This is a genomic window from Acinetobacter sp. 1294596, assembly GCF_000582925.1.
Lineage (GTDB): Bacteria > Pseudomonadota > Gammaproteobacteria > Pseudomonadales > Moraxellaceae > Acinetobacter > Acinetobacter radioresistens.
Genome location: NZ_JFCC01000015.1, coordinates 21,528 through 47,076 on the forward strand (window position 1 = coordinate 21,528; position 25,549 = coordinate 47,076).

Genomic DNA, 25,549 nt, shown 5'->3' on the forward strand with positions numbered 1-25,549 from the left:
ACTTCAAGCATGGCTGTTCATTCTGAAAATCCATGCTAAGATCTTTACATGCTTGACGGAGCGCGAGTAATTACTCGCTGAGATCATGTAATTCCTTTTTTCAGGAATTGATCATGAGTACCGTTGAACCTGATCAGGTTAAGACCTGCGTAGGAATCAAGCCATCTAAAAACTGAAGCTCTTCTTTTATTCTTACAGAATAAATCTGCCACCGTTTTTGGTCGTGCTTGATTCGTTGATATCATTCATAAGGATCATGTACATGAACCAGTTAACGAATCATTCTTCTTTACCCTTATCCAGTCAGCATGAGCAAGAAGCCAAAGATCTGACTCGTATTTTGCCTGCTTCAAGAAAAGTCTATATACAAGGTTCACGTCCCGACATTCAAGTTCCGATGCGTGAAATCAGCCTGACCGACACCCCAACCGGTCTAGGCGGTGAACACAACCCACCAGTTATGGTCTACGATACATCGGGTGTTTATACCGATCCGAGAATCAAGATTGACCTGAAGCAGGGCCTGCCAGATGTACGTAAACGATGGATTGAAGAGCGTGCGGACACCGAAGTCCTGAATCAGCTTTCTTCAGAGTTCGGACAGGCGCGCTTAAAAGATATTACTACTGCCGAAATCCGCTTTGCCCATATCTCACAGCCCCGTCGTGCCAAAGCAGGTAAAAATGTTACCCAGATGCACTATGCAAAACAGGGCATTATTACGCCAGAAATGGAATATATTGCCATTCGTGAAAATCAGCGCCAGTGTCACGGCGTTGACACCCGACAGCATAGTGGCCAGAACTTCGGTGCACAGAATTTACGTGAAATCACTCCAGAATTTGTACGTCAGGAGGTAGCAGCAGGCCGGGCCATTATTCCTGCCAATATTAATCATCCAGAAATTGAACCGATGATCATCGGTCGTAACTTTCTAGTCAAAATCAATGCCAATATCGGGAATTCGGCTCTGGGCTCATCAATTGATGAAGAAGTTTCTAAAATGACATGGGCAACCCGCTGGGGCGCCGATACCATTATGGATCTGTCGACTGGTAAAAACATACATGAAACCCGGGAATGGATTATCCGTAACTCACCGGTACCGATTGGAACTGTTCCAATTTATCAGGCGCTGGAAAAAGTAAATGGAGTAGCCGAAGACCTGACTTGGGAAATTTTTAAAGATACCTTGATTGAACAGGCTGAACAGGGTGTAGATTACTTTACTATTCATGCTGGCGTATTACTGCGATATGTTCCACTGACTGCTCAGCGTCTGACCGGTATTGTATCGCGTGGCGGCTCGATTATGGCACAGTGGTGCCTGGCCCATCATCAGGAAAATTTTCTGTATACCCATTTCGATGAAATTTGTGAAATCATGAAAGCCTATGATGTTTCTTTCAGTCTGGGAGATGGCTTGCGTCCGGGGTGTATTCAGGATGCCAATGATGAAGCGCAGTTTAATGAACTACGAACTCTAGGCGAGCTGACTCAACGTGCCTGGGAGCATGATGTGCAGGTCATGATTGAAGGCCCGGGTCATGTGCCTATGCATATGATCAAGGAAAACATGGATTTGCAGCTTGAAGTATGTAAGGAGGCGCCATTTTATACATTAGGGCCGCTGACTACCGATATTGCTCCGGGATATGACCATATTACCTCGGCTATTGGGGCTGCCATGATTGGCTGGTACGGTACTGCCATGTTGTGTTATGTCACGCCAAAAGAACACTTGGGGCTTCCAAATAAAAAAGATGTAAAAGACGGGATTATCACTTACAAGATTGCAGCGCATGCAGCAGATCTGGCTAAGGGTCATCCCGGAGCCCAAGTGCGTGATAATGCTCTATCCAAAGCCCGCTTTGAATTTCGCTGGGATGACCAGTTTAATCTGAGTCTGGACCCTGATACAGCCCGCAGTATGCATGACGAAACCCTACCCAAAGAGGCACATAAATCAGCTCATTTCTGCTCAATGTGTGGTCCAAAATTCTGCTCAATGAAAATTACCCAGAATGTCCGGGATTATGCTCAGAATCAGGCAAAGAACCAGGAACTCGAAATAGCACAGCAGGTAGAAGAAGGCTTTGAAACGATGAAGGCGGCTTACCATGAGGCAGGCCAGAAGCTTTATCATAAAGTCTAAATTTCTAAAAAAACATTTGAGTAAGTCTTAATCTCAGTTAGGATGAAGTAAACATTTCTTCATCCTGATTGAACGTATGACCATCATTGAACAGGCCAGCTATTCTGCAACCGATGTTAAGATTGAAGCACGTGAAAGTGTGTACCAAGGTTTTATACAGGTCGAGAAAGTCGCCTTGCGTCATCGCCTGTTTGGCGAGAATACCTACACTCCTGTATTACAGCGCGAGCTGATTCATCGTCCAGAGGCGGCAGGTGTCCTGATTTATAATGATGAACAGCAGAAATTTGCTTTGATTGAGCAGTTCCGTATTGGTGCTGTCGATGACCATGAATCACCATGGCAGCTTGAAGTAATTGCGGGTGTTCTTGATGCAGGTGAATCTGCTGAACAGTGTCTGTACCGTGAGAGTCTTGAAGAATCAGGTTGCGAAATTCACACCCTGCAACATCTTTTTAGCTTTTACCCTTCTGCAGGGGCCTGCTCCGAGTTATTTCACCTATATACAGCCCAAGCAAAGCTCGATCTAAACGGAGGAATCTTTGGTATGCCCGATGAAGGCGAAAATATTCGTCTTCATATTTTGGACTATCAGGACATTGACCCGCTATTTCAGCAGAATCGGTTATGTAATGCCCCAGTCATCATGGCCTTGCAATGGCTTAGGCAGCATGTAGTCACAATAATAAAGAACTGAAGGATAACGATGATAGTCTCTCATTCAATGGAGCATCGAGATACTTGGGTGATCATACAAATCACCGATACGCATCTGATGGGGCAAGCTGAAAAAGAATTTGTACAGATGAACCCCGAACAAAGCTTTCATGCAGTCATACAGCAGATTCTTCTCCAGCATCCCCACATTGATGCGATTATTCATACAGGAGACTTGGCCCAGGAACCCGAACACATCACATACCAGCGTTATCTCAGCTATATGCAGGGTTTAGGAATACCCTTTTTTCAGGTTCCAGGCAATCATGATGATCTTGATTATTTTCCGTTTCAGCAGAGTTATCATGAACCGGGTATTGTCGAGCTTGGAAACTGGTGCTTGTTTTTATTAAATAGTGCAGTGGATGGCCGAGTAGATGGCCACATTAGCCAGACACAGCTTAAGGCACTTGAACAGCAACTTCAGCAACATGCGCATCAGCATGTCTTAATTGCCTGCCATCATCACCCTTTCGAGATGCGATCCCGATGGATCGACCAGCATAAACTCAAGAATACCCCGGAATTGACAGAAATATTGGCTCAGCATAGTAATATACAGGCTGTAATTTGTGGTCATGTACATCAGGACTCCATCCATATCTGGAATAATATCCAGTTTTTATCGACCCCATCTACCTCTGTTCAGTTTAAGCCACTCAGTGACCAGTTTGCGCTAGATGAGCAGGCTCCAGGCTACCGGATACTCAAGCTGCACAGCAGTGGCCAGTTAGATACGCAAGTACATCGCTTAAAAGATTTTCATCACAGAATTGAGACAGAAATTTCAGGCTATTAACTTTTCATTTCTTAAATTTTGGGCTAATTTAAGACCCTTAAATTTAGTATTAAGCCGATAGTCTGAGAGAGTGTGACTATCATCTTAATTAAAATATCTATATGATGACCGCCCCTGATGGGAAAATTCACCCTAGGGGGATGGATATAATACTTGCATATCACCATATTTTTTGCGTATAGATATACGTATATGATGAGGAATGCCCTATATGGCGAATGACAACCAGAATCAAGTCTTAGACGAACATACAGAAGCTGCAGATAGTGAAAAAACTGCTGCAAAACGTACCCGTAAGCCGAAAGCTAAAACTTCAGAGGCAGGTACAACAGCAAGCTTGTTTGGTATAGCGCCTTATCAGCCTAAAAAAAATGAAGAATACATGTCTGAAGGGCAGCTTGAGCATTTCCGCCAGATTCTAGAAGCGTGGAAAGCTGAATTGATGTCGGAAGTAGACCGTACTCTAAACACCATGCAAGATGAGAATACTGCCCTGCCTGATGTAAATGACCGCGCTACCCAAGAAGAAGAATTTGCAATCGAGTTACGGACCCGTGACCGCGAACGTAAACTGATCCGCAAGATTGAACAGTCTTTACAGACCATTAAAGATGAAGACTATGGTTTCTGTGAAACCTGCGGGATTGAGATCGGTTTACGCCGCTTAGAAGCGCGTCCGACTGCTACGTTATGTATTGATTGCAAAACACTGGCGGAAATCAAAGAGAAGCAGAATAACGGTTAATTCTGTGAGCAGTGATTCCTTTCTGATCTCTTCTTTACAAAGGAAAATGTCAGTTCAAGAGCATTACGTGGGTCGGTTTGCGCCATCGCCAACCGGCCCTTTACATTTCGGCTCACTTATTACAGCGGTGGCCAGTTACTGTGATGCCAAAGCCCGACAGGGTAAATGGCTGGTCCGGATTGAAGATACAGACATCCCGAGAATCTCTCCTGGTAGTGAACAGCATATCCTTTGTGCCGTTGAGGCCTTTGGTTTCGAAGTAGATTCACATATTATTTTCCAGAAAGACCGCCTTGATATTTATGAGTCGGTTTTGACACAATTGCGAAAGCAGGGCCTAGTTTATGCCTGCCAGTGTACCCGTAAAATATTAGGCTCCAATCATATCTATACAGGTACCTGCCGCCATCTCAATCTGCCATTTGAGCATCAGGCCATCCGTATTAAGGTAAGTGACGAAGAACTGTGCTTTACAGATCGACTGCAAGGCAAGCATTGTTCTAACTTGGCTTATGATTTGGGTGATTTTGTGCTCAAACGTCGTGATGGGATTATTAACTATCAACTGGCTGTAGTAGTGGATGACTACTTACAGGGCGTTACTCACGTGGTACGCGGTGCCGATTTGCTCGACAATACGGTCCGGCAAATGTGGCTGGGTTCAGTGCTGGGTTATCCTGTACTGCATTATATGCACCTTCCGCTTGCAATGAATAGTCAAGGACAAAAGCTCTCCAAACAGAATCTGGCATTAGCACTTGATTTAAACCAGCCCTCTGCCTTACTACAAAAAGCTTTAAATGTTCTAAATCAGCCTGCTGTTGATTTGGATACGCCTTCTTTAATGCTCAAACAGGCAATTAGCCAGTGGAGTGTTGAGGCCATACCTCACAGCTTGATGCTAAATGGTCACTATCTGTAACATGAAAAGATTGCTTGAGTCTGAAAAGTAAGCTGCAATGGAGCAGAACAGATCAGTGGAGCAGCAAGATGTTTTTTATTTTCGGTATCGGTCCCAAAACAAAAACAGTTGAAAATGGACAGTTTGTGTGTCCAGTTTGCCGTACACGCAGCGCTTATGAACTGAAGCAGCAACGTCAGTATTTTTCCTTATTTTTTATACCTCTCCTGCCCCTGTCAAAGGCTAAAAGAGAACTTGTAAAATGCCTGCATTGTGGCCATGAAATGCCGGGCATGGTACTGGAGCATGCCCGGATTTAGAAAATTTAAAAGCTGGATTCTTCACGGTTTGGATTGAGGACCTGAGTAGAGGCATCAATTTTTAAAATCAGGCTGATCATTACAGCACACATCATGAGTGAGGTTCCTCCATAACTAATGAAAGGCAGCGTTAGTCCTTTGGTTGGCATAAGGCCCATGTTCATGCCGGCATTAACCAGAATCTGCAGCAGAAAAATAATACTGATACCATAAGCCAGATAGCCTGCACGCAGGTATTGATGTTGCAGTGCACGATGGCCAATTTTGATACAGCAGGCAAGCATGGTAAAAGAGAGGCCAATGACTACAAAAATACCAAAAAAGCCCAGTTCTTCACCCAAGACGGCCAGCATGAAGTCAGTATGCGCTTCTGGTAGATAAGACAGTTTTTGTACACTATGCCCAAGTCCGGTTCCAAACCACTCCCCCCGGCCAAATGCCATTAATGCATTAGACAACTGATAACCGGCACCGAGCGGATCTGCCCAAGGGTCGGCGAAAGAAATCAGTCGCTGGAATCGATAAGGCTCAAACAGGATCAGGAATACGATTGCTGCAACTACGGCGCCTAAAAAGATCAGGAAGGTTCGTGGCGGTGCACCGGCCAAGAAGAAAATACCCAGCATCATCATGACAATAACCACCGTAGCGCCGAGGTCTGGCTCTGCCACAATCAGGCCTACAGTAATAGCCATGATTGCACCTAAACGCACCAGACCTTTCCAGTGATTTCGCACTTCTTCAGCACGGCGCACCACATAGTCTGCGGTAAAAATTGCCATCATTACCTTTGCAATTTCGGTGGGTTGCAAAGTAAAACCGCCCAGCCTGATCCAGCGGGTAGAACCATTTACCTCAGTCCCGATGACCAGCACGGCGGCTAGTAATACAATAGTAATGAGCCATAATGGGAATGTATTTTTAAACCAGACATTCAGGGCAATTTTATAAGTCAGAAATGCTGCAATCGCTGCAACTACAATTGAAAGAGCGTGACGTATAATATAATGAAACGGATTTTCATGCAGATACTCGGCATAGGGCATCGAGGCGGATGCAACCATCACCGACCCGAGACATAGCAATGCCACAACACAGAAAATCAGAACATTACGCGCTGTAATTTCAGCCGGTATTCGTGGTGCACAACGCTCATACCACTGCTGGACCTTGTTAATGGTTGTCTGAGCAAACCCAGCCATAGACCTTTCCTTATCTTTCTTCTTTTAGACCAATGCTTTTACACAAGCAACAAACTGATGACCTCGATCATCATAACCTTTAAACATATCAAAGCTGGCACATGCAGGAGACAGCAGAACCACATCCTCTGCATCTGCCTTGGCATGGCATAGCTGTACCGCCTCTTGTAAAGTTGCAGCTTTCAGAATTTCAGTACTGCCTTCAATTGACTGTTCAATCTTCAGTGCATCTTCACCAATCAGTACCACTGTTTTGACATATTGCTGAACTGCTGCGCGAAGAGCCTTAAAATCCTGCCCTTTGCCCTGTCCGCCTAAAATGACCACAACCTTACCTTTACGAGGTGCTATGGCTGCGCCTAAGCCCTCAATTGCCGCTAGAGTTGCACCGATATTGGTTCCCTTAGAATCATTGTAATAGCGTACGTTATTCACCGTATCGACATATTCACAGCGATGAGCCAAGCCTTTAAAGCTTTTTAATGTTTCTAGCATAGAATTTAAAGGTAAACCGATAGCTTCACCTAAAGCCAGACAGGCTAGTGCATTTGCAATATTATGCGTACCCTGGATATACATTTCTGTGCTTTTCAGCAGGCGCTCGCGGCCACGAGCTAGCCAGAGTGTACCGTCTGTATCACGCAGTACACCATACTGGTTCATATCTGGTGCATTCAGCCCAAAACTTTGTACTGGCACAGCATCAGGAACTAAAGGGCGGCTCAAGGCATCATCACGGTTAAAGACGACTTTTTTAACGCCCTGAAAAATCCGGTGTTTGGCTGCATGATAACCCAGCATATCACCATGCCGGTCCAGATGATCTTCACTCATGTTAAGCACGACTGCCACCTCGGCATTTAACAGTGAAGTGGTTTCTAACTGAAAACTTGATAGTTCCAGAATAATCAGTTCTGGCTGATCTTTAAGTAAATCAAGCGCCGGACGACCCAAATTCCCGCCTATTGCGACTTTTTTCCCAGCCTCTTTTGCCATTAAACCAATCAGTGTGGTCACGGTACTTTTAGCATTCGATCCGGTAATCGCTACAATTGGCACCTCGGTGGCGCGGCGCAACAACTGGATGTCACCTACTACTGGAATTCCTTTTGCTATAGCTTGCTGAATTTCAGGAAGCTGTGGCGCGAGACCGGGGCTTAAAATGATTTCTTCAGCCTGTAGCAGTAACTCGGTATCTAGTTGTCCGAAACTGGTCTGGATACCTGCAGGAATCTGGTCATGCCCTGGTGGATGGGTCCGTGAGTCTGTCACAGCCACCTGATAACCACGCTCATGAAGAAAATTCACGGCAGATACGCCCGAGATGCCCAAACCGGCCACGACTTTTAATCCGCCACGCTGTATTAACATTTTTGCCCCGCATCTATGTGTATTTAGAAACTGACGAAATGGTAGCACTTTGAGATTTTGAAAGCTTTTTCTGTTTTGCTTTTAACCTCATTTTTTTTGTGTCAGCGCGTAAAAAAGCCGTCATCTTGGACGGCTTTTTATAGTTGCAGTTATTGTTATTCAAGGATTAGTGCCATTTTATAGGCTTTACCTCATCATTTTTTATCTGTTTCATATCTGGTTTGGCCTCACAACCACAGCTCCCACCACAGCCACTACTGGTCGACTTTGGTTTTAACCATTTTGCCAGTGTATACCACTGTTTCTGCTCACAGAAATGAGAAAGGCTGAGGAAGACCGAATTGGCAGTTTTTGGGAAGACCTTTTTGAAGACAACCACTGCGCTCCAGATCACTACCAGCGCGACTATAATCATTTCAATCATCTCAACCTCCTCTCTTCACTTAAGCAAAATAATGTGAAGCAATTTGATAGGTCAGGAATGACATAAAATATGCCAGACCAAACAGATATGTGGTCATAAAGGCCACTGTTTTCCATGAACCGGTTTCACGGCGTACTGTTGCCAGTGTTGCCAGACAGTGCGGTGCATAAATAAACCATACCAGAAGAGACAGACCGGTGGCCAGTGACCAGCCACTACCATCTGCACTGATGAGCTGTGAAAGTCCCTGTGATACCGCATCTTCATCGGTTGCAGACAGGGCATAAACAGTTCCAAGAGCTGCAACCACTACTTCACGCGCAGCCATGGCCGGAATCAGGGCAATACAAATCTGCCAGTTAAAGCCAAGTGGGGCAAAGATTGGCTGCATCAAGTGGCCAAGCATCCCGGCAAAACTATAGTCAATATCTGGCATAGTCGCGCCTGCTGGTGGCTGCGGAAATGTACAGAGAAACCAGAGCAGAACCGACAGTGCAAAGATAATGCCACCCACGCGTTTCAAGAAAATCTTGCCACGGTCCAGCAGGCCAATCCAGATATTTTTAATATCCGGAAAGCGATAACTTGGTAACTCCATTAGCAAGGTATGCTGAGATTTATCTTTATAGAAGAACTTCATGATGGTCGCCACCAAGAGCGCACTAACAATACCAGCCATATATAAAGCAAACAGGACCAAGCCCTGCAAATTCATAAAGCCCCAGACTATCTGCTCCGGAATAAAGGCAGCAATTAACAATGCATAAACTGGCAGTCGCGCCGAGCAGGTCATTAGTGGCGCCACCAGAATAGTGGTTAAACGGTCACGTGGATCACTAATACTGCGGGTTGCCATAATACCGGGAACTGCACAGGCGAAGCTGGACAGTAAAGGAATAAATGCCCGGCCACTCAGTCCTGCCTTGAACATCAGTTTATCTAGCAAAAATGCTGCTCTAGGTAAATATCCAGACTCTTCCAGTACTAAAATAAAGAAAAACAGAATCAGAATCTGTGGCAAGAACACCACAACCCCGCCTGCGCCGGCAATAATACCGTCAACCACTAAACTGTTGAGAAGTGGCTGAGAAATATAAGGACTGATAGTTTCACCCAGCCAGCCAAAGAAAGTTTCGATCCCGTCCATAAAGGGCGCAGCCCAGGCAAAAACCGCCTGAAAAATCACAAACATCATCAAGGCAAGACTCAGCAGCCCCAAGACTGGATGCAAGAAGATCTTGTCAAAAAAGTCGGTACGTTTATCTTCCTCATCAATATAGTTCACCACATCTTTTAAAATATGGGTGATCTTTTGATGAGTACTGCCTGATAAGCCGCTGAGTTCGGTATGTGGCACATCAAACTTGCGCTGATCCAGTGAATTGATCAGGCTTTCAACCCCGGCATTACGTACAGCCACAGTTTCAACCACATTTACACCCAGGCGTTCAGAGAGCTTTTGTGTGTTGATCTGCATGCCGCGACGACGTGCTTCATCCATCATGTTCAGAACCAGCAGAATCGGACGGCCAAGCTCGATCATTTCCATGACCAGCCCTAAATGCAGTTTCAGATTGGTTGCATCCACCACACACAGAAATACATCCTGCTGGCCTTCTTCGATAATTTTGCCTTGCACTACATCGCGGGTAATGGCCTCATCCGGACTGGTAGCATTTAAACTGTAGGTTCCAGGTAAATCCAGTACACGCACCTGCTGACCCGAAGGCAGCTCGAAAAACCCGGTTTTCCGTTCAACCGTTACCCCGGCATAATTAGCTACTTTCTGGCGGGTACCGGTCAAATGATTAAATAAAGAAGTTTTTCCGCAGTTAGGATTTCCCACAAGGGCAACACGTAAGGGCTCACTCATGCAGGTGTTCCTTCTTTACTGATTTCAATTTTCTCTGCTTCGGCTCTACGCAGGGCAAAACGGGTAAAACCAATCTGGATCAGGATTGGATCACCACCGAATAGCCCTTTAGTAATGACCTGAACCTGAGTTCCCGGAACAAAGCCCAAGGTTTCCAATCGGCTTGCTACAAGGTCAGACTGCTCTGAAGTGCCATCCAAAGTCCGGTTGACCTTGGTAATGATGGCAGTTTGCTTAACTTTTAGCTCTGATAAACGCACCGCATCTAATCCTAATATTTTTTGCCCGGCCAGTATAACAAACAAATGAGAATAATTAACAAATAGGGATCGATTTCAATTCTATTTTTCTGCACAAATCGACAATCACCCTGTTTTAAACTACAGTTTGACCAGTAATGAAGAGATGGATTGGAACAGATTAAATGCTCAATAAAAAACCACGTATCCCCTCTCCGGTGCAGATTCCGGAACATTTAAGTTTTTTACAGGGTTTTCGTGATTTTTTAATTGCACAGACTGTTAGTCCGCATACCCGGAATGCTTATTTATCCGATCTGATCCAGTGTAGTGAATATTGTCCCTCTACTCCGCTACCGCTCTGGAACAGTGAAGATATTGCTGATGTTCTGTTTGAACTCACTAAACAGGGCAAAAGTCCCCGTTCAATTGCACGGACACTGTCAGCCTTACGTTCATTTTTCAAATTTATGCGTGAACAGCAATTACGAAGCGATAATCCGGTTGCCACACACAAAACGCCTAAGCTTGGCCATGCGCTTCCTAAAGATCTGTCTGAACTCGATGTTGAACACCTGCTGCATGCTCCTGACATCAATACTCCACTAGGACTGCGGGACCGGGCTATGCTGGAAGTTCTATATGCCTGCGGACTGCGGGTCACTGAACTGTTAAATTTAAGGCTGGAGCTGATTAATCTGAAACAGGGCTATTTACGTATTACCGGTAAAGGCAACAAAGAACGTTTAGTCCCTTTGGGACAGGTTGCCATTGAATGGGTCGAGAAATATCTCAATGAAGCACGGCCACAACTCTATAAAAGTGCCACAGACTATCTGTTTTTAACTCAGCATGGCGGGATTATGAGCCGGCAAAATTTCTGGTATGCCATCAAGCGTTATGCTCTTCAGGCCGGTATACAGGCAGAGCTCTCCCCACATACATTAAGACATGCTTTTGCCACACATTTACTTAATCATGGTGCTGATCTTCGTGTAGTGCAGATGTTGCTGGGCCATAGTGATTTATCCACTACCCAGATTTATACTCATGTAGCTCAGATCCGTATGCAGCAATTGCATGCAGCTCATCATCCTAGGGCTTGAGAATAAGCTGGTAAAACAGCACATGAAGATTGAACTCACGCCCCATATTTTTGTTATGCTAAACATCTTCAAATAACACAATGTTTAAAATAAGGGTTGTCTATGTTATTTACCCGTTCGAAAATTTTTATGGCGTGTGCCATGAGTATTACTCTCCTGCTAGGCGCCTGTTCTAATAACAAGAATAACCAAGGCAATACCAATACCTTAACTGCAACTGCTCCTGCAACAGGTGAAGCATCCAACCTATCCGAGCGTAATGCCCAGCAACGTCTGATCAAGACACTGCAACAGCATTTCAAGAAGGCCAACATTAATGCCAAAGTGGTTGATGTCAAGGCAACAGAAGTGCCAAACCTGTACTGGGTTTCACTCGAGGGAATGCCGTCAGTTTATGCCACCAGTGATGGTAAATATCTGATTCAAGGTGATGTGATCCGTCTAGGGGACAAGGAGTTGCATAGTGTGAGTGAAAACCTGCAATCAGTTGAGAATAAACGCTATCTACAGGAACTGAAAACTGAAGATCTGATCGTTTACCCAGCTAAAAATAAAACCCAGCACATAATTTACGTATTTACCGATGTTAGCTGTCCATACTGCCAGAAACTGCATGCGCATATGGATGAAATCACCGCCAAGGGCATCGAAGTACGTTATATTGCCTGGCCACGTGGAGATCAGCTTTTCCCTGCGATGGAAAGTATCTGGTGCAGTAAAGACCGCGCTGCTGCATTTGAGCAGGCTATTCAGGGAGTACAGCTTCCTGCTGCAACCTGTAAAACTCCAGTTCGTGCACAGTATGAATTGGGCCACCGTATGGGAGTTAATGGAACACCAGCGATTTATAATAGTGAGGGTGAATACCTAGGAGGCTACCTTGCACCAGACGAACTATTAAAACGCTTAAATAATTAATTTTTATATAAAACCTAAATATTTTTTATAGGTGAAGATAATCAATCTTCACCCTAGAGTCTGGCGGTTTTTTTAGCTATGATCTAGGCCTATTCAAGTTTTTAATGATGTATGGAGTGTGACGTGAAACCAGTTCGTCTGGCGATACTCGGTCTTGGGACCGTGGGTGGTGGAGCCCTTAAACTATTAGAACAAAACGCTGCTGAGATTAAACGTCGCACCGGTCGAGAAATTCAAATCACCCACGTCGGTACCCGCCGTCCACGTCCTGACCTGGATTTACCGGCTACAGTCAAGCAAAGCGCTGATCTGCTTGAAATTGTACGTCAGCCTGATGTTGATGTAGTGGTAGAGCTTATGGGCGGCATTCATCCGGCCTATGAAGTCATCATGGAAGCCATTAAGCATGGCAAACAGGTGGTTACTGCCAATAAGGCGCTGCTGGCCGAACATGGTAATGAACTGTTCAAGGCAGCCGATGATCATGCAGTACAGATCGCTTATGAAGCTGCGGTTGCGGGCGGCATTCCGATTATTAAGGTAATTCGTGAAGGTTTAGCTGCTAACCGTATTGACTGGCTGGCTGGCATCATCAACGGTACAGGTAACTTTATCCTGACCGAAATGCGTGAAAAAGGCCGTGCTTTTGCTGATGTACTGAAAGAAGCACAGGATCTGGGCTATGCAGAAGCTGACCCGACCTTTGATGTCGAAGGGATCGATGCTGCACACAAGCTGACGTTACTGGCCTCAATTGCATTCGGTATCCCACTGCAGTTTGATAAGGTGTATACCGAAGGTATCAGCAAGATTACTGCTCAAGATGTCAAATATGCTGAAGAACTAGGTTTCCGTATCAAACATCTGGGTATTGCCCGTCGTACCAGTGCTGGTATCGAGTTACGGGTACATCCAACCCTGATTCCTCAGGAACAGCTTATTGCAAATGTAAATGGTGTGAAAAACGCTGTACTGGTTCAGGCCAATGCTGTTGGCCCTACCCTGTACTATGGTGCCGGTGCCGGCGCCGGACCAACAGCCTCTGCAGTAGTGGCTGATGTAGTTGATATCGTGCGGGACATTTCCTATACCGAAGATGGTGCAGGTACTATTCCGCAGCTGGCTTTTGAGGCATTGACTGACCTGCCAATCCTGAGCCGCGAAGAAATGACTACAGGCTATTATATCCGTGTTGATGCTGAAGACCAGACTGGTGTTCTGGCCGATATTACCACCATATTAAGTCGTGACGGTATTAGTATCGATGCCATCATGCAGCAACCGCGCCTTAAAGATATTATTCCAATCGTCATCATGACTGATCCGATTGTAGAATCAAAAATGGATGAAGCTCTTGCAAAAATTCAGGCTTTATCTGCCGTTCGTGGCGAAATCGTGCGAATTCGTTTAGAATCGCTTGATAGTTAATCAGGTGGAGAGGGTTTAACCCTCTCACCAGCTCTACCTCATATTTGGAACATCATCATGTCTAATGCCAACCGTTATACCGGTCTTGTAGACCGTTATCGTGACCGTTTGCCCGTTTCAGCAACGACTCGTGCTATTTCTCTGGGCGAAGGTAATACGCCGCTGATCAAGCTTGAGAATATTCCACGTATTATTGGCAAAGATGTTGAAATTTATGTGAAGTATGAAGGTCTTAACCCGACTGGTTCATTTAAAGACCGTGGCATGACCATGGCAGTAACCAAAGCGATTGAGGAAGGCTCTAAAGCGATTATCTGTGCATCTACAGGCAATACTTCGGCAGCTGCGGCTGCTTATGCAGCACGTGCCGGTATCAAAGCTTTTGTTTTGATTCCTGAAGGCAAAATTGCGATGGGTAAAATGGCTCAGGCCATGATGTATGGTGCAATCACTATGCAAATCCGTGGTAATTTTGATGATGGTATGCGTCTGGTGAAAGAAGTTGCCGATCAGGCACCAGTAACTATTGTTAACTCAATTAATCCATTCCGCTTACAGGGCCAGAAAACCATTGCTTATGAAATTGTAGAAGCTCTTGGCCGTGCACCGGATTATCACTGCCTGCCTGTAGGCAATGCCGGAAATATTACTGCACACTGGATGGGCTATACTGAAGCTGTTGCCAATCAGCCTGCTGACCAGTTCGAGCAAGTGATTTATGATGCAGTAACAGATACGTTTACTGGACCTAAGCCTGAAGGCCTACCTGTTATGGTGGGTTATCAGGCTTCAGGTGCTGCTCCTTTCCTGCGTGGTGCTCCCGTAGCTGCGCCAGAGACTGTGGCTACAGCCATCCGCATTGGTAATCCACAAAGCTGGAACCATGCTAAAGCAGTTGTACGTGATTCTGAAGGCTGGTTTGATGAACTGCAAGATAGCGAAATTCTAGACGCACAGCGTATGTTATCGATGTATGAAGGTGTATTTGTAGAACCTGCTTCAGCCGCTTCAATTGGCGGTGCGATCCGTGATATTAAGGCGGGTAAAATTGCTGAAGGTTCAGTTATTGTCTGCACAGTAACAGGAAACGGTTTGAAAGATCCAGATACAGCAATCAAGCAATGTGCTGATGCGGTCATGCTGACGATTGACGCCACAATGAATGATGTTAAGACCTCTATTCTCTCCAATATGGAAAAATAATCTGGTCTGAAAATAAAAAGCCCTGTTTTTACAGGGCTTTTTATATGCTTAAGAGCTAAATTCTATCATCAGCTCTTGAGGTTTGGGTTAAATATTCTTAGGAAGCTGATTAAGCCAGCTAAATAAACGGGTTGCATCATTATTACGAGACTGGGTATCTGACGCACCTAATAGCACCACAATAGCCGGACGCTGATTTACAGTTGCATGCATAACTACACAACGGCCTGCTTCATTAATAAATCCGGTTTTAGACAGGTTAATATTCCAGCCCCCGTTACGTACCAGTGCATTGGTATTATTCGATTTAAGCACACGGTAGCCTAGATTAAAATCATAGGTGGGTGTTGTTGAAAACTGGCGGATCAGGCCGTACTGAGAAGCAGCACTTACTAGAATACCCAAGTCACGGGCAGATGCGACATTACGTGCATCCAGACCTGTAGATTCATAAAACTTGGCACTATGCATGCCAAGCTCGCGTGCCTTGGCATTCATTGCTGCTACAAATGCCGGTTTTCCGCCTGGATAAGTCCGTGCCAGAGCCGCCGCTGCCGGGTTTTCAGACTTCATTAAAGCAAAAAGCAGAACTTCTGCACGGTTCATTTTGTCACCGGCACGCAGAGTAGAACTGGCTTTTTTAGGACCAATAAAATCAATAGGTTGCAAAGTAATTTCTTCTGACATATTTAGACGTGCATCAGAAGTCACTACGGCGGTCATCAATTTAGTGATTGATGCAATCGGTAATGCTGTGTTGGTGTTTTTACTGAACAACACCTCACCTGTTTGTGCATCCATGACCAGTGCTGCACGGGCATTCACTGAAGGTTGGTTCACATATGAGGTTGAGTTAATAATCTGAACCGTTTTAGGTTTCAGAGTAGCTGCTGGACTATTTTGCTGACGAATAGTGGTAGTAACGCTGGTAGAACCTTGTGGGGATGGTTCATCAGCATTCATAAACTGGCTGACATCTTCTGATGACCAGTTAAGTGATGCAGAGTTACTGCCCCCCGGAGAGGAGTTCACAATGAGTTCTGCAAAGCTCGTTGAACTCAGGCCAAGCAGGACAGACATGCTTAGCACATGCATTAAAGACTTTTTAGAATTTTTCACGGCGGTATACTCGTCTTGGAGAGGCAAAACGCGATTTGCTAATTACCTCAAATATGCCTTACATTTGTACAAAACCCGTAGCTTTTTATCGCTTAGGTAATTGTGCATATCTATTCGTTCAATTTTAGAGATAGGATTGCTAATTTTGTCGTTTCATTGCAAGCTAATTTTGCTTTATGTAACAAAAATCATGATTTTTTAGTTTAAGGAGAGCCAAGTTGATCACTATTTTAGTCGTCGATGACCATGAATTGGTACGTACTGGCATTTGTCGTATGTTAGAAGATCATGCAGATGTACAGGTGATCGGGCAAGCAGAGTCTGGAGAAGAAGCCATTGCCTTGGTCCGGCAGCTTCATCCTAATGTAGTTTTACTTGATGTGAACATGCCAGGTATTGGCGGAGTAGAAACGACCCGTCGTCTTTTACAGACTGCCCCTGAAACCAAGGTTCTGGCGGTCAGTGGTTTAGCTGAGGAACCTTACCCGTCTTTGTTACTTAAAGCTGGCGCCAAAGGTTATATCACTAAAGGCGCACCTATTACAGAAATGGTACGTGCTATTAATAAGGTCATGCAAGGAGGCAAGTATTTTAGTGCTGATATTGCCGAACAGTTGGCCAGTTCTTATCTTTCTGATACACAGCAGTCTCCTTTTGATGCCTTGTCTGAACGGGAAATGCAGGTTGCCATGATGGTAGTGAACTGTATCAGTGCTCAGGAAATTGCAGACAAGCTCTTTGTCAGTGTTAAAACAGTCAATACTTACCGTTACCGTATATTTGAAAAACTTGATATTGATAGTGACGTGAAACTCACCCATCTGGCGATCCGTTATGGCTTGATTAAACCTTAAGTATAGGCGTAAAGATGGCCCCCCTACGTCCCGCCTCACTGCTTCAGACCATCTACCGTCTGGGAGAGTGGTACAGTGCTTATCGTCTTGTTTTAGCACTTAGTCTTAATATTATTTTTGCACTAACCCTTGAGACTGTTGCTCAAGACTACCAGCATCCTGACCTGTACTTTTATAGTATTGTCGGTTATGCCCTGATCAGCTGTATCCAGCTGATTTTTTATAAAATTCTACCTTTTGAAATTTCGAAGCAGCTTATTTTACTGTTTATAGTAGATGTATGCTGTTTTAGCCTGCTAAATTTTGCACTGGGTGGACCCAATCTGCACTTAAGTCTACTTTTTGTAGTGACGGTCTTTGCCGCAACAATTTTACTCAGGCCCCAGCTTGCTTTAATTATCACACTGGTTGCTGTAATTAGTGTGATTTACCAGCAGGTAGTAGGAAGTTTTTTTAACAGTTCCCATCTCAACAGTATCAGTAATAGTGCTTTATTAGCTTTTTTATTTTTTGTGATGTATGGCATTGGACAGATTGCTGTACAGCGGTTTCGCCTTTTGGAAAACCTGAATTTTTATCAATCCATTGAGCTTAACCAGCTACAGAATATTAACCGGGCTATTTTGGAGCAAATTGAGGTAGGCTATTTAGTTTTAGATGAGCAGCAGCAGGTGATTTTAAATAATCCGGCAGCCTGTTCATTACTAGGTATTCCACCGATTTTTACTGATGAAAAGTATTTTCTACGTAAACTCCAGCCAGACCTGTATACGCTTATCCGGTTTAGTGACTTAAAAGATGGTGAAAGGTTCCTGTTTGAATCACAGCTTTCACCTTTCAGTGTCGATATACAGGTTCAGAAACTTCTTGTGCCTCATCAAGCTTTAACCCTGTTGATATTGCAGGATGCCCAGAAAATCAAGCAGCAGGTACAACAATTAAAGCTGATGGCACTGGGACAGCTTTCGGCCAGTATTGCCCATGAAATTCGTAATCCTTTGGCAGCTATTGTTCAGGCTAATGAATTATTAGCTGACAGCCAGCCAGAACAGTTGCAGATGCTCACAGGCATGATTGACCGGCAGTCACAACGTATTGACAAGATTATCCATGATACCTTGAATATGGCACGTAACAGTCCGACTGAGCCTGCTAAAATCAGGTTATCAGGTTTTCTTGCCCAAGTTTTAAATGAAGACCTGATCGATATAAAACAGGCTGTACAGCTACAGATTGAGCAGGATATCTGGATTTATTTTGATGAGCTCCAGCTACGTCAAGTGCTTATTAATCTGATCCGTAATGCATTAAGGCATAATTCAGCAGAGCAGTCTTTTATAATTATACGGGTACATGGCACAGAAGAACGCGGCTGGATTGATGTCATTGATTTTGGTCAAGGCGTAGCAGAGCGCGATATTTCACAATTGTTTAAACCCTTTTTTAGTACCGAAATCAATGGAACTGGTTTAGGATTATATTTATCTCACAGTTTTTGTGAGGCTAATCATGCAAAACTTACTTATGTCAAGCAACAACAAGGCGCATGTTTTCGAATCGAATGCTCCATTATTTATTAGAATTAACCAGGTTTTTCGAACATCATGACAAATCAGCAGGCACTTATATTATTGGTCGATGATGAGGAGGACCTTTGTACTTTAATGCAAATGTCTTTGGCCAAAATCAATATCAGAACCCACATTGCACATGGACTGGAGCAGGCAAAAAAACTTTTTCAGCAACATGCTTATGATGCCTGCCTGACTGATCTGAATTTGCCAGATGGCAATGGGCTGGAATTAGTCCAGTATGTTTCACAACTTTATCCTTGTACACCGATCGCCGTTTTGACCGCCTATGGCAATATGGAAATTGCTATTTCAGCACTCAAGGCTGGCGCTTTTGATTTTGTCAGTAAACCTGTCAATCAGGCCCATCTACAGCAACTGGTTCAAAAAGCACTCAATACGCCTCAATCGGCTCAGCAACTGGTTCAAGATGCTTTGGAAAATCGGATGTTGATTGGCACTTCTTTGCCAATCCAGCAGCTCAAAATTGCCTTGAAAAAAATTGCCCGCTCACAGGCACCTGTTTTTATTACTGGTGAATCCGGTACAGGCAAGGAAGTAGTGGCTAATCTGGTACATCGCTTAAGTAACCGCAGTGATGGTCCATTTATTGCTATTAACTGTGGCGCTATTCCAGGTGATCTCATGGAAAGTGAGCTGTTTGGACACAAAAAAGGAAGTTTTACCGGCGCAAGTCAGGACAAACAGGGACTAATTTATTCTGCCCATGGTGGTAGCTTGTTTCTGGATGAAATTGCTGAACTGCCTCTGGCCATGCAGGTTAAATTACTCCGTGCCGTACAGGAAAAGAAAATCCGTCCGATTGGTAGTGATCAGGAAATTGATGTCGATTTTCGTGTAATTAGTGCCAGTCATCAGGACCTGGAAATACTGGTACAGCAAGGTAAGTTCCGGCAGGATCTCTTCTTTCGGATTCATGTCATGGATATTGTTCTGCCTCCCCTACGTGAACGTGAAGATGACATTCTTCTGCTGGCTAAACATTTTATTCAGGAAGTATGTAAGGAATGGGATATTCCCAATAAAATTCTGACCGAGCGCGGCCAGCAATTTCTGATGCAGCAATATTTTCCGGGGAATGTGCGTGAACTGCGTAATATTATCGAACGTGCAATCACATTAAGTGATAATGAATATATTGATTTACCCCAACTACAAAGTGCACCTCTGCGCAATGTCCAAAATTTTGTAGCGGGCCAAGTTAATCATGAACCGCTAACGGACCAAGTCATTCCATTGAGCCCTCACAGGAAAATTCCTGCTGAAGGCCTGGAGCAATATCTGGAAAATATTGAAAAAGAAGTTCTGCTCACTGCACTGAACCAGACACACTGGAACCGGACTTTGGCTGCTAAAAAACTTGGAATGAGTTTTCGCTCTTTACGTTATCGACTCAAAAAATTTGGGCTGGATACCGATGATGAGTAGTCAGGGATATTTTTTTAATAGTAATTCTGCCACATTGTCCAGATAAGTTTCTTCTTTAATACTTGGGCTCATCGGAAATAGCTGATCCGGTTGAATACCACGGCCTTCAATCATGTTGCCGTCTGGAGTGTAATAATGTGACACCGTCATCTGTAGTGCTGCACCATTAGGTAAGGGAAATAACTTCTGGACTACACCTTTACCATAGCTCTTTTCACCAATAACCCAAGCTCGTTTCTGAGCTTTTAGAGCTCCTGTAAACACCTCAGCCGCAGAAGCAGAACGGTTATTGATGAGAATACCCATTTTCAGGTTCTGGAACTCATTGCCCGGTAAAGCCTGAAACTGCTGGCTGCCTTCTGAACGACTTTTGGTGGAAACAATAACGCCCTGATTCAGGAATAGATCTGCAGTCTCAACCGCAGCCGAGAGTAATCCACCCGGGTTATTGCGCAGATCAATCAGGACTGTTTTCAAACGTGGTGACTGGTTCTCTTCAATAAGTGATTTAATCTGGTTAGCAGTATCCTGCTGGAATACATGTACCTTGAGTACCAAAACCTGCTGGTTATGAATCAATATCGGCTCAATATCGGCTTCAATCTTCTTGTTACGGACCAAACTGATCGGTGTGGCGTTATTGCCCAGCTGCATTTCTAGCGTTGAACCGACAGTACCATATAACAGGTTATTGACCTGGCTATGGTTCAGACTCTTAAGTTCCTGGTTATCAATACGCGAGACGGATACACCGTTGCGTAATCCCAGTTTGGAAGAGTCCGAGCCATCTTTTAAATCACGGATCCGCCACTGGCGATCATGCGCATCATAATTTAAATTAAAATCAACTGAAGCAATATCTCCTTCAGTATATTGAATCAGTTCACGGTAATCCTCTGCTGAAAGATAGCGTGAGTAACGGTCCAGCCCACTGACCAATCCTCTAATTGCCTGTTGGAACAGTTCATCATCAGTCTTATCGGAAACATAGTTATCTTTTACAATTCCATAAATCTCGACAAACTGCTGAATGGACTCAACCGGAATTTCAGCAAAATCTTCTTGCGTCACTGGTGAATTTAACTCAGGCACAAATGCATCATTAGCCGTATTGGCAGCCAGAATAGTACTACTCCAACACCCTAATAGGCCGGCAATTATTGCCCTGTATTTCCAGTGCTGGAGCATATGATTCACCTATCGTTGTTTAAGAGGTACTTAACTGAATCAGATTACGTCCCTGCATTTCTGCCGGTACAGGTAATTTCATAAGATTTAGCAAAGTAGGTGCAACATCGGCAAGTACTCCCCCTTCGATAATCTCTGCAGAGGTCGGTCCGACATAGATGAAAGGAACCAGTTCAGTGGTATGCTGGGTATGGACCTGACCACTTTGGTAATCTTGCATTTGTTCAACATTACCATGATCGGCTGTTACCAGCATGTGTCCATGCTTGGCCATTACTGCTTCATATACCCGGCCAAGACAAGTATCTACTGCTTCAACCGCTTTTACTGCGGCATCAAATATACCGGTATGGCCGACCATATCACCATTTGCATAGTTTACTACCAGCAGATCATATTCACCTGAATGAATAGCCTTGACCAGTTCATCCGTGACTTCATAGGCACTCATTTCAGGCTTAAGGTCATAAGTTGCCACATTTGGAGAAGGTATCAGGATACGCTTTTCCCCCGGATATTCTTCTTCACGGCCGCCACTAAAAAAGAAAGTCACATGAGCATATTTTTCAGTTTCGGCAATACGGAGCTGGGTTTTGCCCAGATTGGACAGGTACTCGCCCAGAGAGTTAACCAGAGCATCCGGCATATAGGCAACCGGTGCATCAATAGTGGCCTGATAACGGGTCAGCATCACAAATTTGGATAATACTGGCACGGCCTTCCGTTCAAATCCCTGAAAATTCTTTTCCACGAAAGCACGGGTCAGTTCGCGTGCGCGGTCTGCACGGAAGTTCATAAAGACTACTGCGTCGTCATCCTGAATTTTTACAGGCTCACCAATACGGGTAGCTTTTACAAATTCATCTGTCTCATCTGCTGCATAGGCCTGCTCCAGTCCTTCAGTTGCAGTCGCTGCTACGCGCAGTGCTTCACTTTCAGTTAACAGACGATAGGCCTGCTCTACACGATCCCAGCGGTTATCACGGTCCATAGCATAATAGCGGCCAATCAGGCTGGCAATACGCCCCTGACCCGGGTATTGGGCAAATAAGGCATCCAGCTTCTGCAAAGATGGCTCGGCACTTTTTGGTGGCGTGTCGCGGCCATCTAAAAACGCATGCAGATAGACCTGTGCACCACGTTTAAGCGCCAGTTCACACATGGCCATAATATGGTCCTGATGCGAATGCACTCCACCTTCAGATAGCAGCCCCATAATGTGTACTGCACCGTTAGCTGTCTTCGCTTTCTCTACGGCATCAACCAGCACTTCATGTTCAAAGAATGCTCCGGTACGGATTTCCTTGGTAATACGAGTAAAGTCCTGATATAGCACTCGACCAGCACCCAAATTCATATGGCCCACTTCTGAATTACCCATTTGTCCATCTGGAAGCCCCACGTCCTCTCCAGATCCAGAAATCAGACCATGCGGATGCTTTTGCTTCATAGCGGTCAGATTGGGTGTTTTTGCCGCAAGAAAGGCATTGTCCTTAACCGCTTCACGATGACCTATGCCATCCATGATGACCAGTACGTGTGGAATTTTGCCTGTTGTCGCATCCGTCATGTTTTTACACTCTTTTCTGTTTGCAAATTCATCAGGCTATCTTAACCAATTTTGGCTTAAGACTCTATGTAGTCGAGATGAGTTTAGACGATCCCGTCTATCAGTTCCTTCAATTGGTCTAGCGTGCCCGATATAACAAATAACTACCACCGATAAACATCAGCAGAATCGGGAAAAAGACAAACCAGACTGGAGAAGGTGAATAGACCAGACTGGCATAGCCAAGAAAATCCTGCAGATAGTAAAAGCCGAGACCGATAAACAGCGCAATAACCAGCCGGAAGCCCATCGATTGCTGACGTAAAGGACCGAAAATAAATGAGCAGGCAATCAGTACCAAGGTAATCAGGGCAAATGGTGAAGCCAGTTTCTGCCAGAAGGCCAATTGATAAGTTTTGGGTACTTGACTGTATTCTTCCATATAACGTATGAAGCTTATTAGTTGACTTGGAGATAAATCTTCTGGGTCTAGTGTTACCATATGGACATATTTAGGTTTTAACGCCAGTGCAAGAGGCTGCTGTTCAGCAACATGCTGTACTGCATTACCGGCTTCCAGAATGTCTACCTGTACAGAATTCTGTAAACGCCATTGGCTATCTTGTTCAAACTGGCCAGAGTCAGCATTCAGTAAAGCCTGCAAACGGTAATCCTGATCGAAGTCGACTACCTGTACATTACGCAGATTTCCTTGCGAGTTAGCATAATCAATATAAATAAAGCGCTGGCCTTCCCGGCTCCAGTAGCCCTTGACTTCGCCCAGCTGTGCAACTGAACGGTGACTTTTTACACTTTCGGCACGCTCATTAGTTACAGGAATAACCCATTCACTCAAGGCAAAAGATAAAATCACCAGTAATAAGGCTGAACGCATTACCCAGCCAACAATCCGCCAGAGACTGATACCGGCGGCACGCATGATAATTAATTCACTGTTTGAAGCTAGCGTCCCTAAACCTAAAACTGCACCGATCAATGCCGAAATCGGTAGGATTTCATAAATATAACGTGGTGCGCTCCATAACACATACAATAGTGCCTGCCAGGCATTATAGCCTTCTTTCAGATTTCCCAGCTCCCCCAGATAAGTAAACAGGACCTGCAAAATAGACAGCACGACGGTTGCCCCCAGCATGGCGAGCGCTGTGGTTTTGGTAACATGTTTTGCAACAATTCTACGTGCCAGCATTAGGATCTTACTCGCTTGATCTGTTTCTTAAGTTTAGGGGCCAGTTTCTGCTTTCTGGAAAAGAGAGCGCCAGCAACAGCATATACCAGCAAAACTGCCGGATAGGCCCAGATTCCGATTTCATCCTTACTGGCCCGGGTTTTAATGGCAATCAGCGCTACAATCAGACTGGCAAAAATAAGCAAAGCCGGAAATAACTTCATGTAGCGTCCCTGGCGTGGGCTGACCTCAGAAAGCGCCATCGCCAGAATTAATGCGACCATAATGGCAAACGGTACAAATATCCGCCACCCCAGTTCACTTGCCACCACCGGGTCAGCCCGCTGCTCCCAGAGTTTACTGGTGGTAAGTGCAGCAACATCATCACTTTCAAAATTTGCAGTCTTGTCATTTTCCAAACGTAACCGGTAACTTTCAAACTCTGCCTGTGAATAGCGCGGTTGACCCGGATAAATCTCGTAACGGCGACCCTGCACCAGATCAACAACATTGGCGCTGTCATCCATCATTTCTACCCGGGTAGCTTCCTTGGCCAGAATCATGACATCAGGTTTACCCGGCTTTTCTGCCCGTTGATAAAAAAATATCTCTTTTAGGTTTTTATGATCTTCTGAAAGTGAACCGGCATAAATCGTATAAGGACCTGAAGAAATAAATTCTTTAGGCCTGACCAGATCAAAACCGGTACGCACAGCCTGACTAGTGGTCAGCTGCTCAAACTGGCGGATTCCCCATGGCGACATCCACAGCATCAATATGCTCTGTACCAGCATATAAACCAGTGTCAGGGGAATTAGAAGACGTGCTAGCCGGTTACGGCTAATACCACTTCCGTTCAGCACTGCCATTTCATGGTCAACATAAAGACGGCCAAAAACCAGCATTAAACCGATAAAAAACCCCAGTGGAAGAATCAGGGTCAAGAATTCCGGTAAACGGTAGCCAATAATACTCAGCAGAATACTGGCATCAAGCCGTCCTTGCGCTGCAACGCCGAAATACTTGATCAGACGCCCGCCCATCATGATCAGGGTCAATAAGGCAATGACCACCAGTGAAGTCGAAACTACTTGCTTGACGAGATAACGCCGGATAATCAAAGTTAATCTTCCAAAAAGGCCAATCGGAACTAGCGCTAGTTTACCCGAATGTTAAAAATATAAAACCTGTCACGGACTTGCTCATTGAAACGCTATCAAAGGAAATGT

Annotated in this window: 23 protein-coding genes and 1 riboswitch; of the genes, 13 read left to right on the plus strand and 10 right to left on the minus strand. The window is 44.8% G+C overall.

Annotated features, from left to right (window positions below):
- Positions 1-46 precede the first annotated feature (46 nt).
- Positions 47-173, plus strand: a riboswitch (TPP riboswitch).
- An 89-nt stretch (positions 174-262) separates the two neighbouring features.
- The 6 genes from thiC to J502_RS07585 all read left to right on the plus strand — a co-directional run bounded on the left by thiC (position 263) and on the right by J502_RS07585 (position 5,637).
- Positions 263-2,155 (plus strand): phosphomethylpyrimidine synthase ThiC, encoded by a 1,893-nt coding sequence (thiC, locus tag J502_RS07560; RefSeq protein ID WP_034683652.1) that lies wholly within the window; start codon positions 263-265, stop codon positions 2,153-2,155.
- A gap of 76 nt (positions 2,156-2,231) precedes the next feature.
- Positions 2,232-2,852, plus strand: coding sequence for an NUDIX domain-containing protein (locus tag J502_RS07565; RefSeq protein WP_005022987.1), 621 nt, complete (start codon positions 2,232-2,234; stop codon positions 2,850-2,852).
- A gap of 9 nt (positions 2,853-2,861) precedes the next feature.
- Positions 2,862-3,671: a 3',5'-cyclic-AMP phosphodiesterase gene (gene cpdA, locus J502_RS07570; RefSeq protein WP_005022985.1), complete on the plus strand. Its 810-nt coding sequence runs from the start codon at positions 2,862-2,864 to the stop codon at positions 3,669-3,671.
- Between the two features lie 211 nt (positions 3,672-3,882).
- Positions 3,883-4,416, plus strand: a complete 534-nt coding sequence (dksA, locus tag J502_RS07575) for an RNA polymerase-binding protein DksA (protein ID WP_005022984.1) — start codon at positions 3,883-3,885, stop codon at positions 4,414-4,416.
- A gap of 46 nt (positions 4,417-4,462) precedes the next feature.
- A complete protein-coding gene (gene gluQRS, locus J502_RS07580) occupies positions 4,463-5,338 on the plus strand; it encodes a tRNA glutamyl-Q(34) synthetase GluQRS (protein ID WP_034683654.1) in 876 nt (291 codons plus the stop codon).
- Between the two features lie 68 nt (positions 5,339-5,406).
- Positions 5,407-5,637, plus strand: a complete 231-nt coding sequence (locus J502_RS07585; protein WP_034683656.1) for a zinc-ribbon domain-containing protein — start codon at positions 5,407-5,409, stop codon at positions 5,635-5,637.
- A 5-nt stretch (positions 5,638-5,642) separates the two neighbouring features.
- Here J502_RS07585 and ftsW read toward each other — a convergent pair whose 3' ends face one another.
- From ftsW to J502_RS07610, 5 genes are all read right to left on the minus strand, one after another.
- Positions 5,643-6,839: a putative lipid II flippase FtsW gene (gene ftsW / locus J502_RS07590; protein WP_005017125.1), complete on the minus strand. Its 1,197-nt coding sequence runs from the start codon at positions 6,837-6,839 to the stop codon at positions 5,643-5,645.
- A 24-nt stretch (positions 6,840-6,863) separates the two neighbouring features.
- Complete coding sequence (gene murD / locus J502_RS07595; protein ID WP_034683659.1) at positions 6,864-8,210, minus strand: UDP-N-acetylmuramoyl-L-alanine--D-glutamate ligase; 1,347 nt, start codon at positions 8,208-8,210, stop codon at positions 6,864-6,866.
- Between the two features lie 166 nt (positions 8,211-8,376).
- Positions 8,377-8,634 (minus strand): DUF6587 family protein, encoded by a 258-nt coding sequence (locus tag J502_RS07600; RefSeq protein ID WP_034683661.1) that lies wholly within the window; start codon positions 8,632-8,634, stop codon positions 8,377-8,379.
- A 19-nt stretch (positions 8,635-8,653) separates the two neighbouring features.
- Positions 8,654-10,507, minus strand: a complete 1,854-nt coding sequence (gene feoB / locus J502_RS07605; RefSeq protein ID WP_034683663.1) for a ferrous iron transporter B — start codon at positions 10,505-10,507, stop codon at positions 8,654-8,656.
- Positions 10,504-10,767, minus strand: coding sequence for a FeoA family protein (locus J502_RS07610; protein ID WP_005017133.1), 264 nt, complete (start codon positions 10,765-10,767; stop codon positions 10,504-10,506). The genes feoB and J502_RS07610 overlap by 4 nt, the downstream gene beginning before the upstream one ends.
- Positions 10,768-10,931: 164 nt before the next feature.
- Here J502_RS07610 and xerD point away from each other — a divergent pair, with 164 nt between their 5' ends.
- The 4 genes from xerD to thrC all read left to right on the plus strand — a co-directional run bounded on the left by xerD (position 10,932) and on the right by thrC (position 15,401).
- Positions 10,932-11,852: a site-specific tyrosine recombinase XerD gene (xerD, locus tag J502_RS07615; protein WP_005022976.1), complete on the plus strand. Its 921-nt coding sequence runs from the start codon at positions 10,932-10,934 to the stop codon at positions 11,850-11,852.
- Between the two features lie 102 nt (positions 11,853-11,954).
- Complete coding sequence (locus J502_RS07620; protein WP_034683665.1) at positions 11,955-12,770, plus strand: DsbC family protein; 816 nt, start codon at positions 11,955-11,957, stop codon at positions 12,768-12,770.
- Between the two features lie 123 nt (positions 12,771-12,893).
- Positions 12,894-14,198, plus strand: a complete 1,305-nt coding sequence (locus tag J502_RS07625) for a homoserine dehydrogenase (RefSeq protein ID WP_005022971.1) — start codon at positions 12,894-12,896, stop codon at positions 14,196-14,198.
- A gap of 57 nt (positions 14,199-14,255) precedes the next feature.
- Positions 14,256-15,401, plus strand: a complete 1,146-nt coding sequence (gene thrC / locus J502_RS07630) for a threonine synthase (protein ID WP_034683667.1) — start codon at positions 14,256-14,258, stop codon at positions 15,399-15,401.
- 87 nt (positions 15,402-15,488) lie between these two features.
- On the opposite strand, the gene pbpG is transcribed toward thrC, so the two are convergent.
- Positions 15,489-16,520, minus strand: a complete 1,032-nt coding sequence (pbpG, locus tag J502_RS07635; protein WP_005017149.1) for a D-alanyl-D-alanine endopeptidase PBP7/8 — start codon at positions 16,518-16,520, stop codon at positions 15,489-15,491.
- A 218-nt stretch (positions 16,521-16,738) separates the two neighbouring features.
- Between pbpG and gacA the strand changes: the two genes are divergently transcribed.
- From gacA to J502_RS07650, 3 genes are read left to right on the plus strand one after another with little or no spacing between them, the layout of a single operon-like run.
- On the plus strand, positions 16,739-17,374 hold the full coding sequence (gene gacA / locus J502_RS07640; protein ID WP_005017150.1) for a response regulator transcription factor GacA: 636 nt from the start codon (positions 16,739-16,741) through the stop codon (positions 17,372-17,374).
- A gap of 14 nt (positions 17,375-17,388) precedes the next feature.
- A complete protein-coding gene (locus J502_RS07645; protein ID WP_005405790.1) occupies positions 17,389-18,954 on the plus strand; it encodes a sensor histidine kinase in 1,566 nt (521 codons plus the stop codon).
- 24 nt (positions 18,955-18,978) lie between these two features.
- Positions 18,979-20,394, plus strand: a complete 1,416-nt coding sequence (locus tag J502_RS07650; RefSeq protein WP_034683669.1) for a sigma-54-dependent transcriptional regulator — start codon at positions 18,979-18,981, stop codon at positions 20,392-20,394.
- Here J502_RS07650 and J502_RS07655 read toward each other — a convergent pair whose 3' ends face one another.
- The 4 genes from J502_RS07655 to lptF all read right to left on the minus strand — a co-directional run bounded on the left by J502_RS07655 (position 20,395) and on the right by lptF (position 25,441).
- Positions 20,395-21,582 carry a S41 family peptidase gene (locus tag J502_RS07655; protein WP_034683671.1) on the minus strand — a complete coding sequence of 396 codons (1,188 nt, stop codon included), beginning with the start codon at positions 21,580-21,582 and terminating at the stop codon, positions 20,395-20,397. It lies immediately after the preceding gene.
- Positions 21,583-21,601: 19 nt separating this feature from the next.
- Complete coding sequence (gene gpmI / locus J502_RS07660) at positions 21,602-23,152, minus strand: 2,3-bisphosphoglycerate-independent phosphoglycerate mutase (protein WP_034683673.1); 1,551 nt, start codon at positions 23,150-23,152, stop codon at positions 21,602-21,604.
- A gap of 118 nt (positions 23,153-23,270) precedes the next feature.
- The gene (gene lptG / locus J502_RS07665) at positions 23,271-24,341 is read right to left on the minus strand and encodes an LPS export ABC transporter permease LptG (protein ID WP_034683674.1); all 1,071 of its coding nucleotides are present in this window, start codon (positions 24,339-24,341) and stop codon (positions 23,271-23,273) included.
- On the minus strand, positions 24,341-25,441 hold the full coding sequence (gene lptF / locus J502_RS07670) for an LPS export ABC transporter permease LptF (protein ID WP_034683677.1): 1,101 nt from the start codon (positions 25,439-25,441) through the stop codon (positions 24,341-24,343). Before lptF ends, lptG begins: the two co-directional genes overlap by 1 nt.
- Positions 25,442-25,549 lie beyond the last annotated feature (108 nt).

What these genes read in the sequence shown, in the direction of transcription:
- lptG (WP_034683674.1), bottom strand. Translation starts at nt 24,341, where the DNA reads ATGCTGGCACGTAGAATTGTTGCAAAACATGTTACCAAAACCACAGCG.
- dksA (WP_005022984.1), top strand. Translation starts at nt 3,883, where the DNA reads ATGGCGAATGACAACCAGAATCAAGTCTTAGACGAACATACAGAAGCT.
- feoB (WP_034683663.1), bottom strand. Translation starts at nt 10,507, where the DNA reads ATGAGTGAGCCCTTACGTGTTGCCCTTGTGGGAAATCCTAACTGCGGA.
- ftsW (WP_005017125.1), bottom strand. Translation starts at nt 6,839, where the DNA reads ATGGCTGGGTTTGCTCAGACAACCATTAACAAGGTCCAGCAGTGGTAT.
- murD (WP_034683659.1), bottom strand. Translation starts at nt 8,210, where the DNA reads ATGTTAATACAGCGTGGCGGATTAAAAGTCGTGGCCGGTTTGGGCATC.
- xerD (WP_005022976.1), top strand. Translation starts at nt 10,932, where the DNA reads ATGCTCAATAAAAAACCACGTATCCCCTCTCCGGTGCAGATTCCGGAA.
- J502_RS07655 (WP_034683671.1), bottom strand. Translation starts at nt 21,582, where the DNA reads ATGCTCCAGCACTGGAAATACAGGGCAATAATTGCCGGCCTATTAGGG.
- J502_RS07645 (WP_005405790.1), top strand. Translation starts at nt 17,389, where the DNA reads ATGGCCCCCCTACGTCCCGCCTCACTGCTTCAGACCATCTACCGTCTG.
- J502_RS07585 (WP_034683656.1), top strand. Translation starts at nt 5,407, where the DNA reads ATGTTTTTTATTTTCGGTATCGGTCCCAAAACAAAAACAGTTGAAAAT.
- J502_RS07600 (WP_034683661.1), bottom strand. Translation starts at nt 8,634, where the DNA reads ATGATTGAAATGATTATAGTCGCGCTGGTAGTGATCTGGAGCGCAGTG.
- thiC (WP_034683652.1), top strand. Translation starts at nt 263, where the DNA reads ATGAACCAGTTAACGAATCATTCTTCTTTACCCTTATCCAGTCAGCAT.
- J502_RS07565 (WP_005022987.1), top strand. Translation starts at nt 2,232, where the DNA reads ATGACCATCATTGAACAGGCCAGCTATTCTGCAACCGATGTTAAGATT.
- gpmI (WP_034683673.1), bottom strand. Translation starts at nt 23,152, where the DNA reads ATGACGGATGCGACAACAGGCAAAATTCCACACGTACTGGTCATCATG.
- cpdA (WP_005022985.1), top strand. Translation starts at nt 2,862, where the DNA reads ATGATAGTCTCTCATTCAATGGAGCATCGAGATACTTGGGTGATCATA.
- gluQRS (WP_034683654.1), top strand. Translation starts at nt 4,463, where the DNA reads ATGTCAGTTCAAGAGCATTACGTGGGTCGGTTTGCGCCATCGCCAACC.
- thrC (WP_034683667.1), top strand. Translation starts at nt 14,256, where the DNA reads ATGTCTAATGCCAACCGTTATACCGGTCTTGTAGACCGTTATCGTGAC.
- J502_RS07620 (WP_034683665.1), top strand. Translation starts at nt 11,955, where the DNA reads ATGTTATTTACCCGTTCGAAAATTTTTATGGCGTGTGCCATGAGTATT.
- J502_RS07650 (WP_034683669.1), top strand. Translation starts at nt 18,979, where the DNA reads ATGACAAATCAGCAGGCACTTATATTATTGGTCGATGATGAGGAGGAC.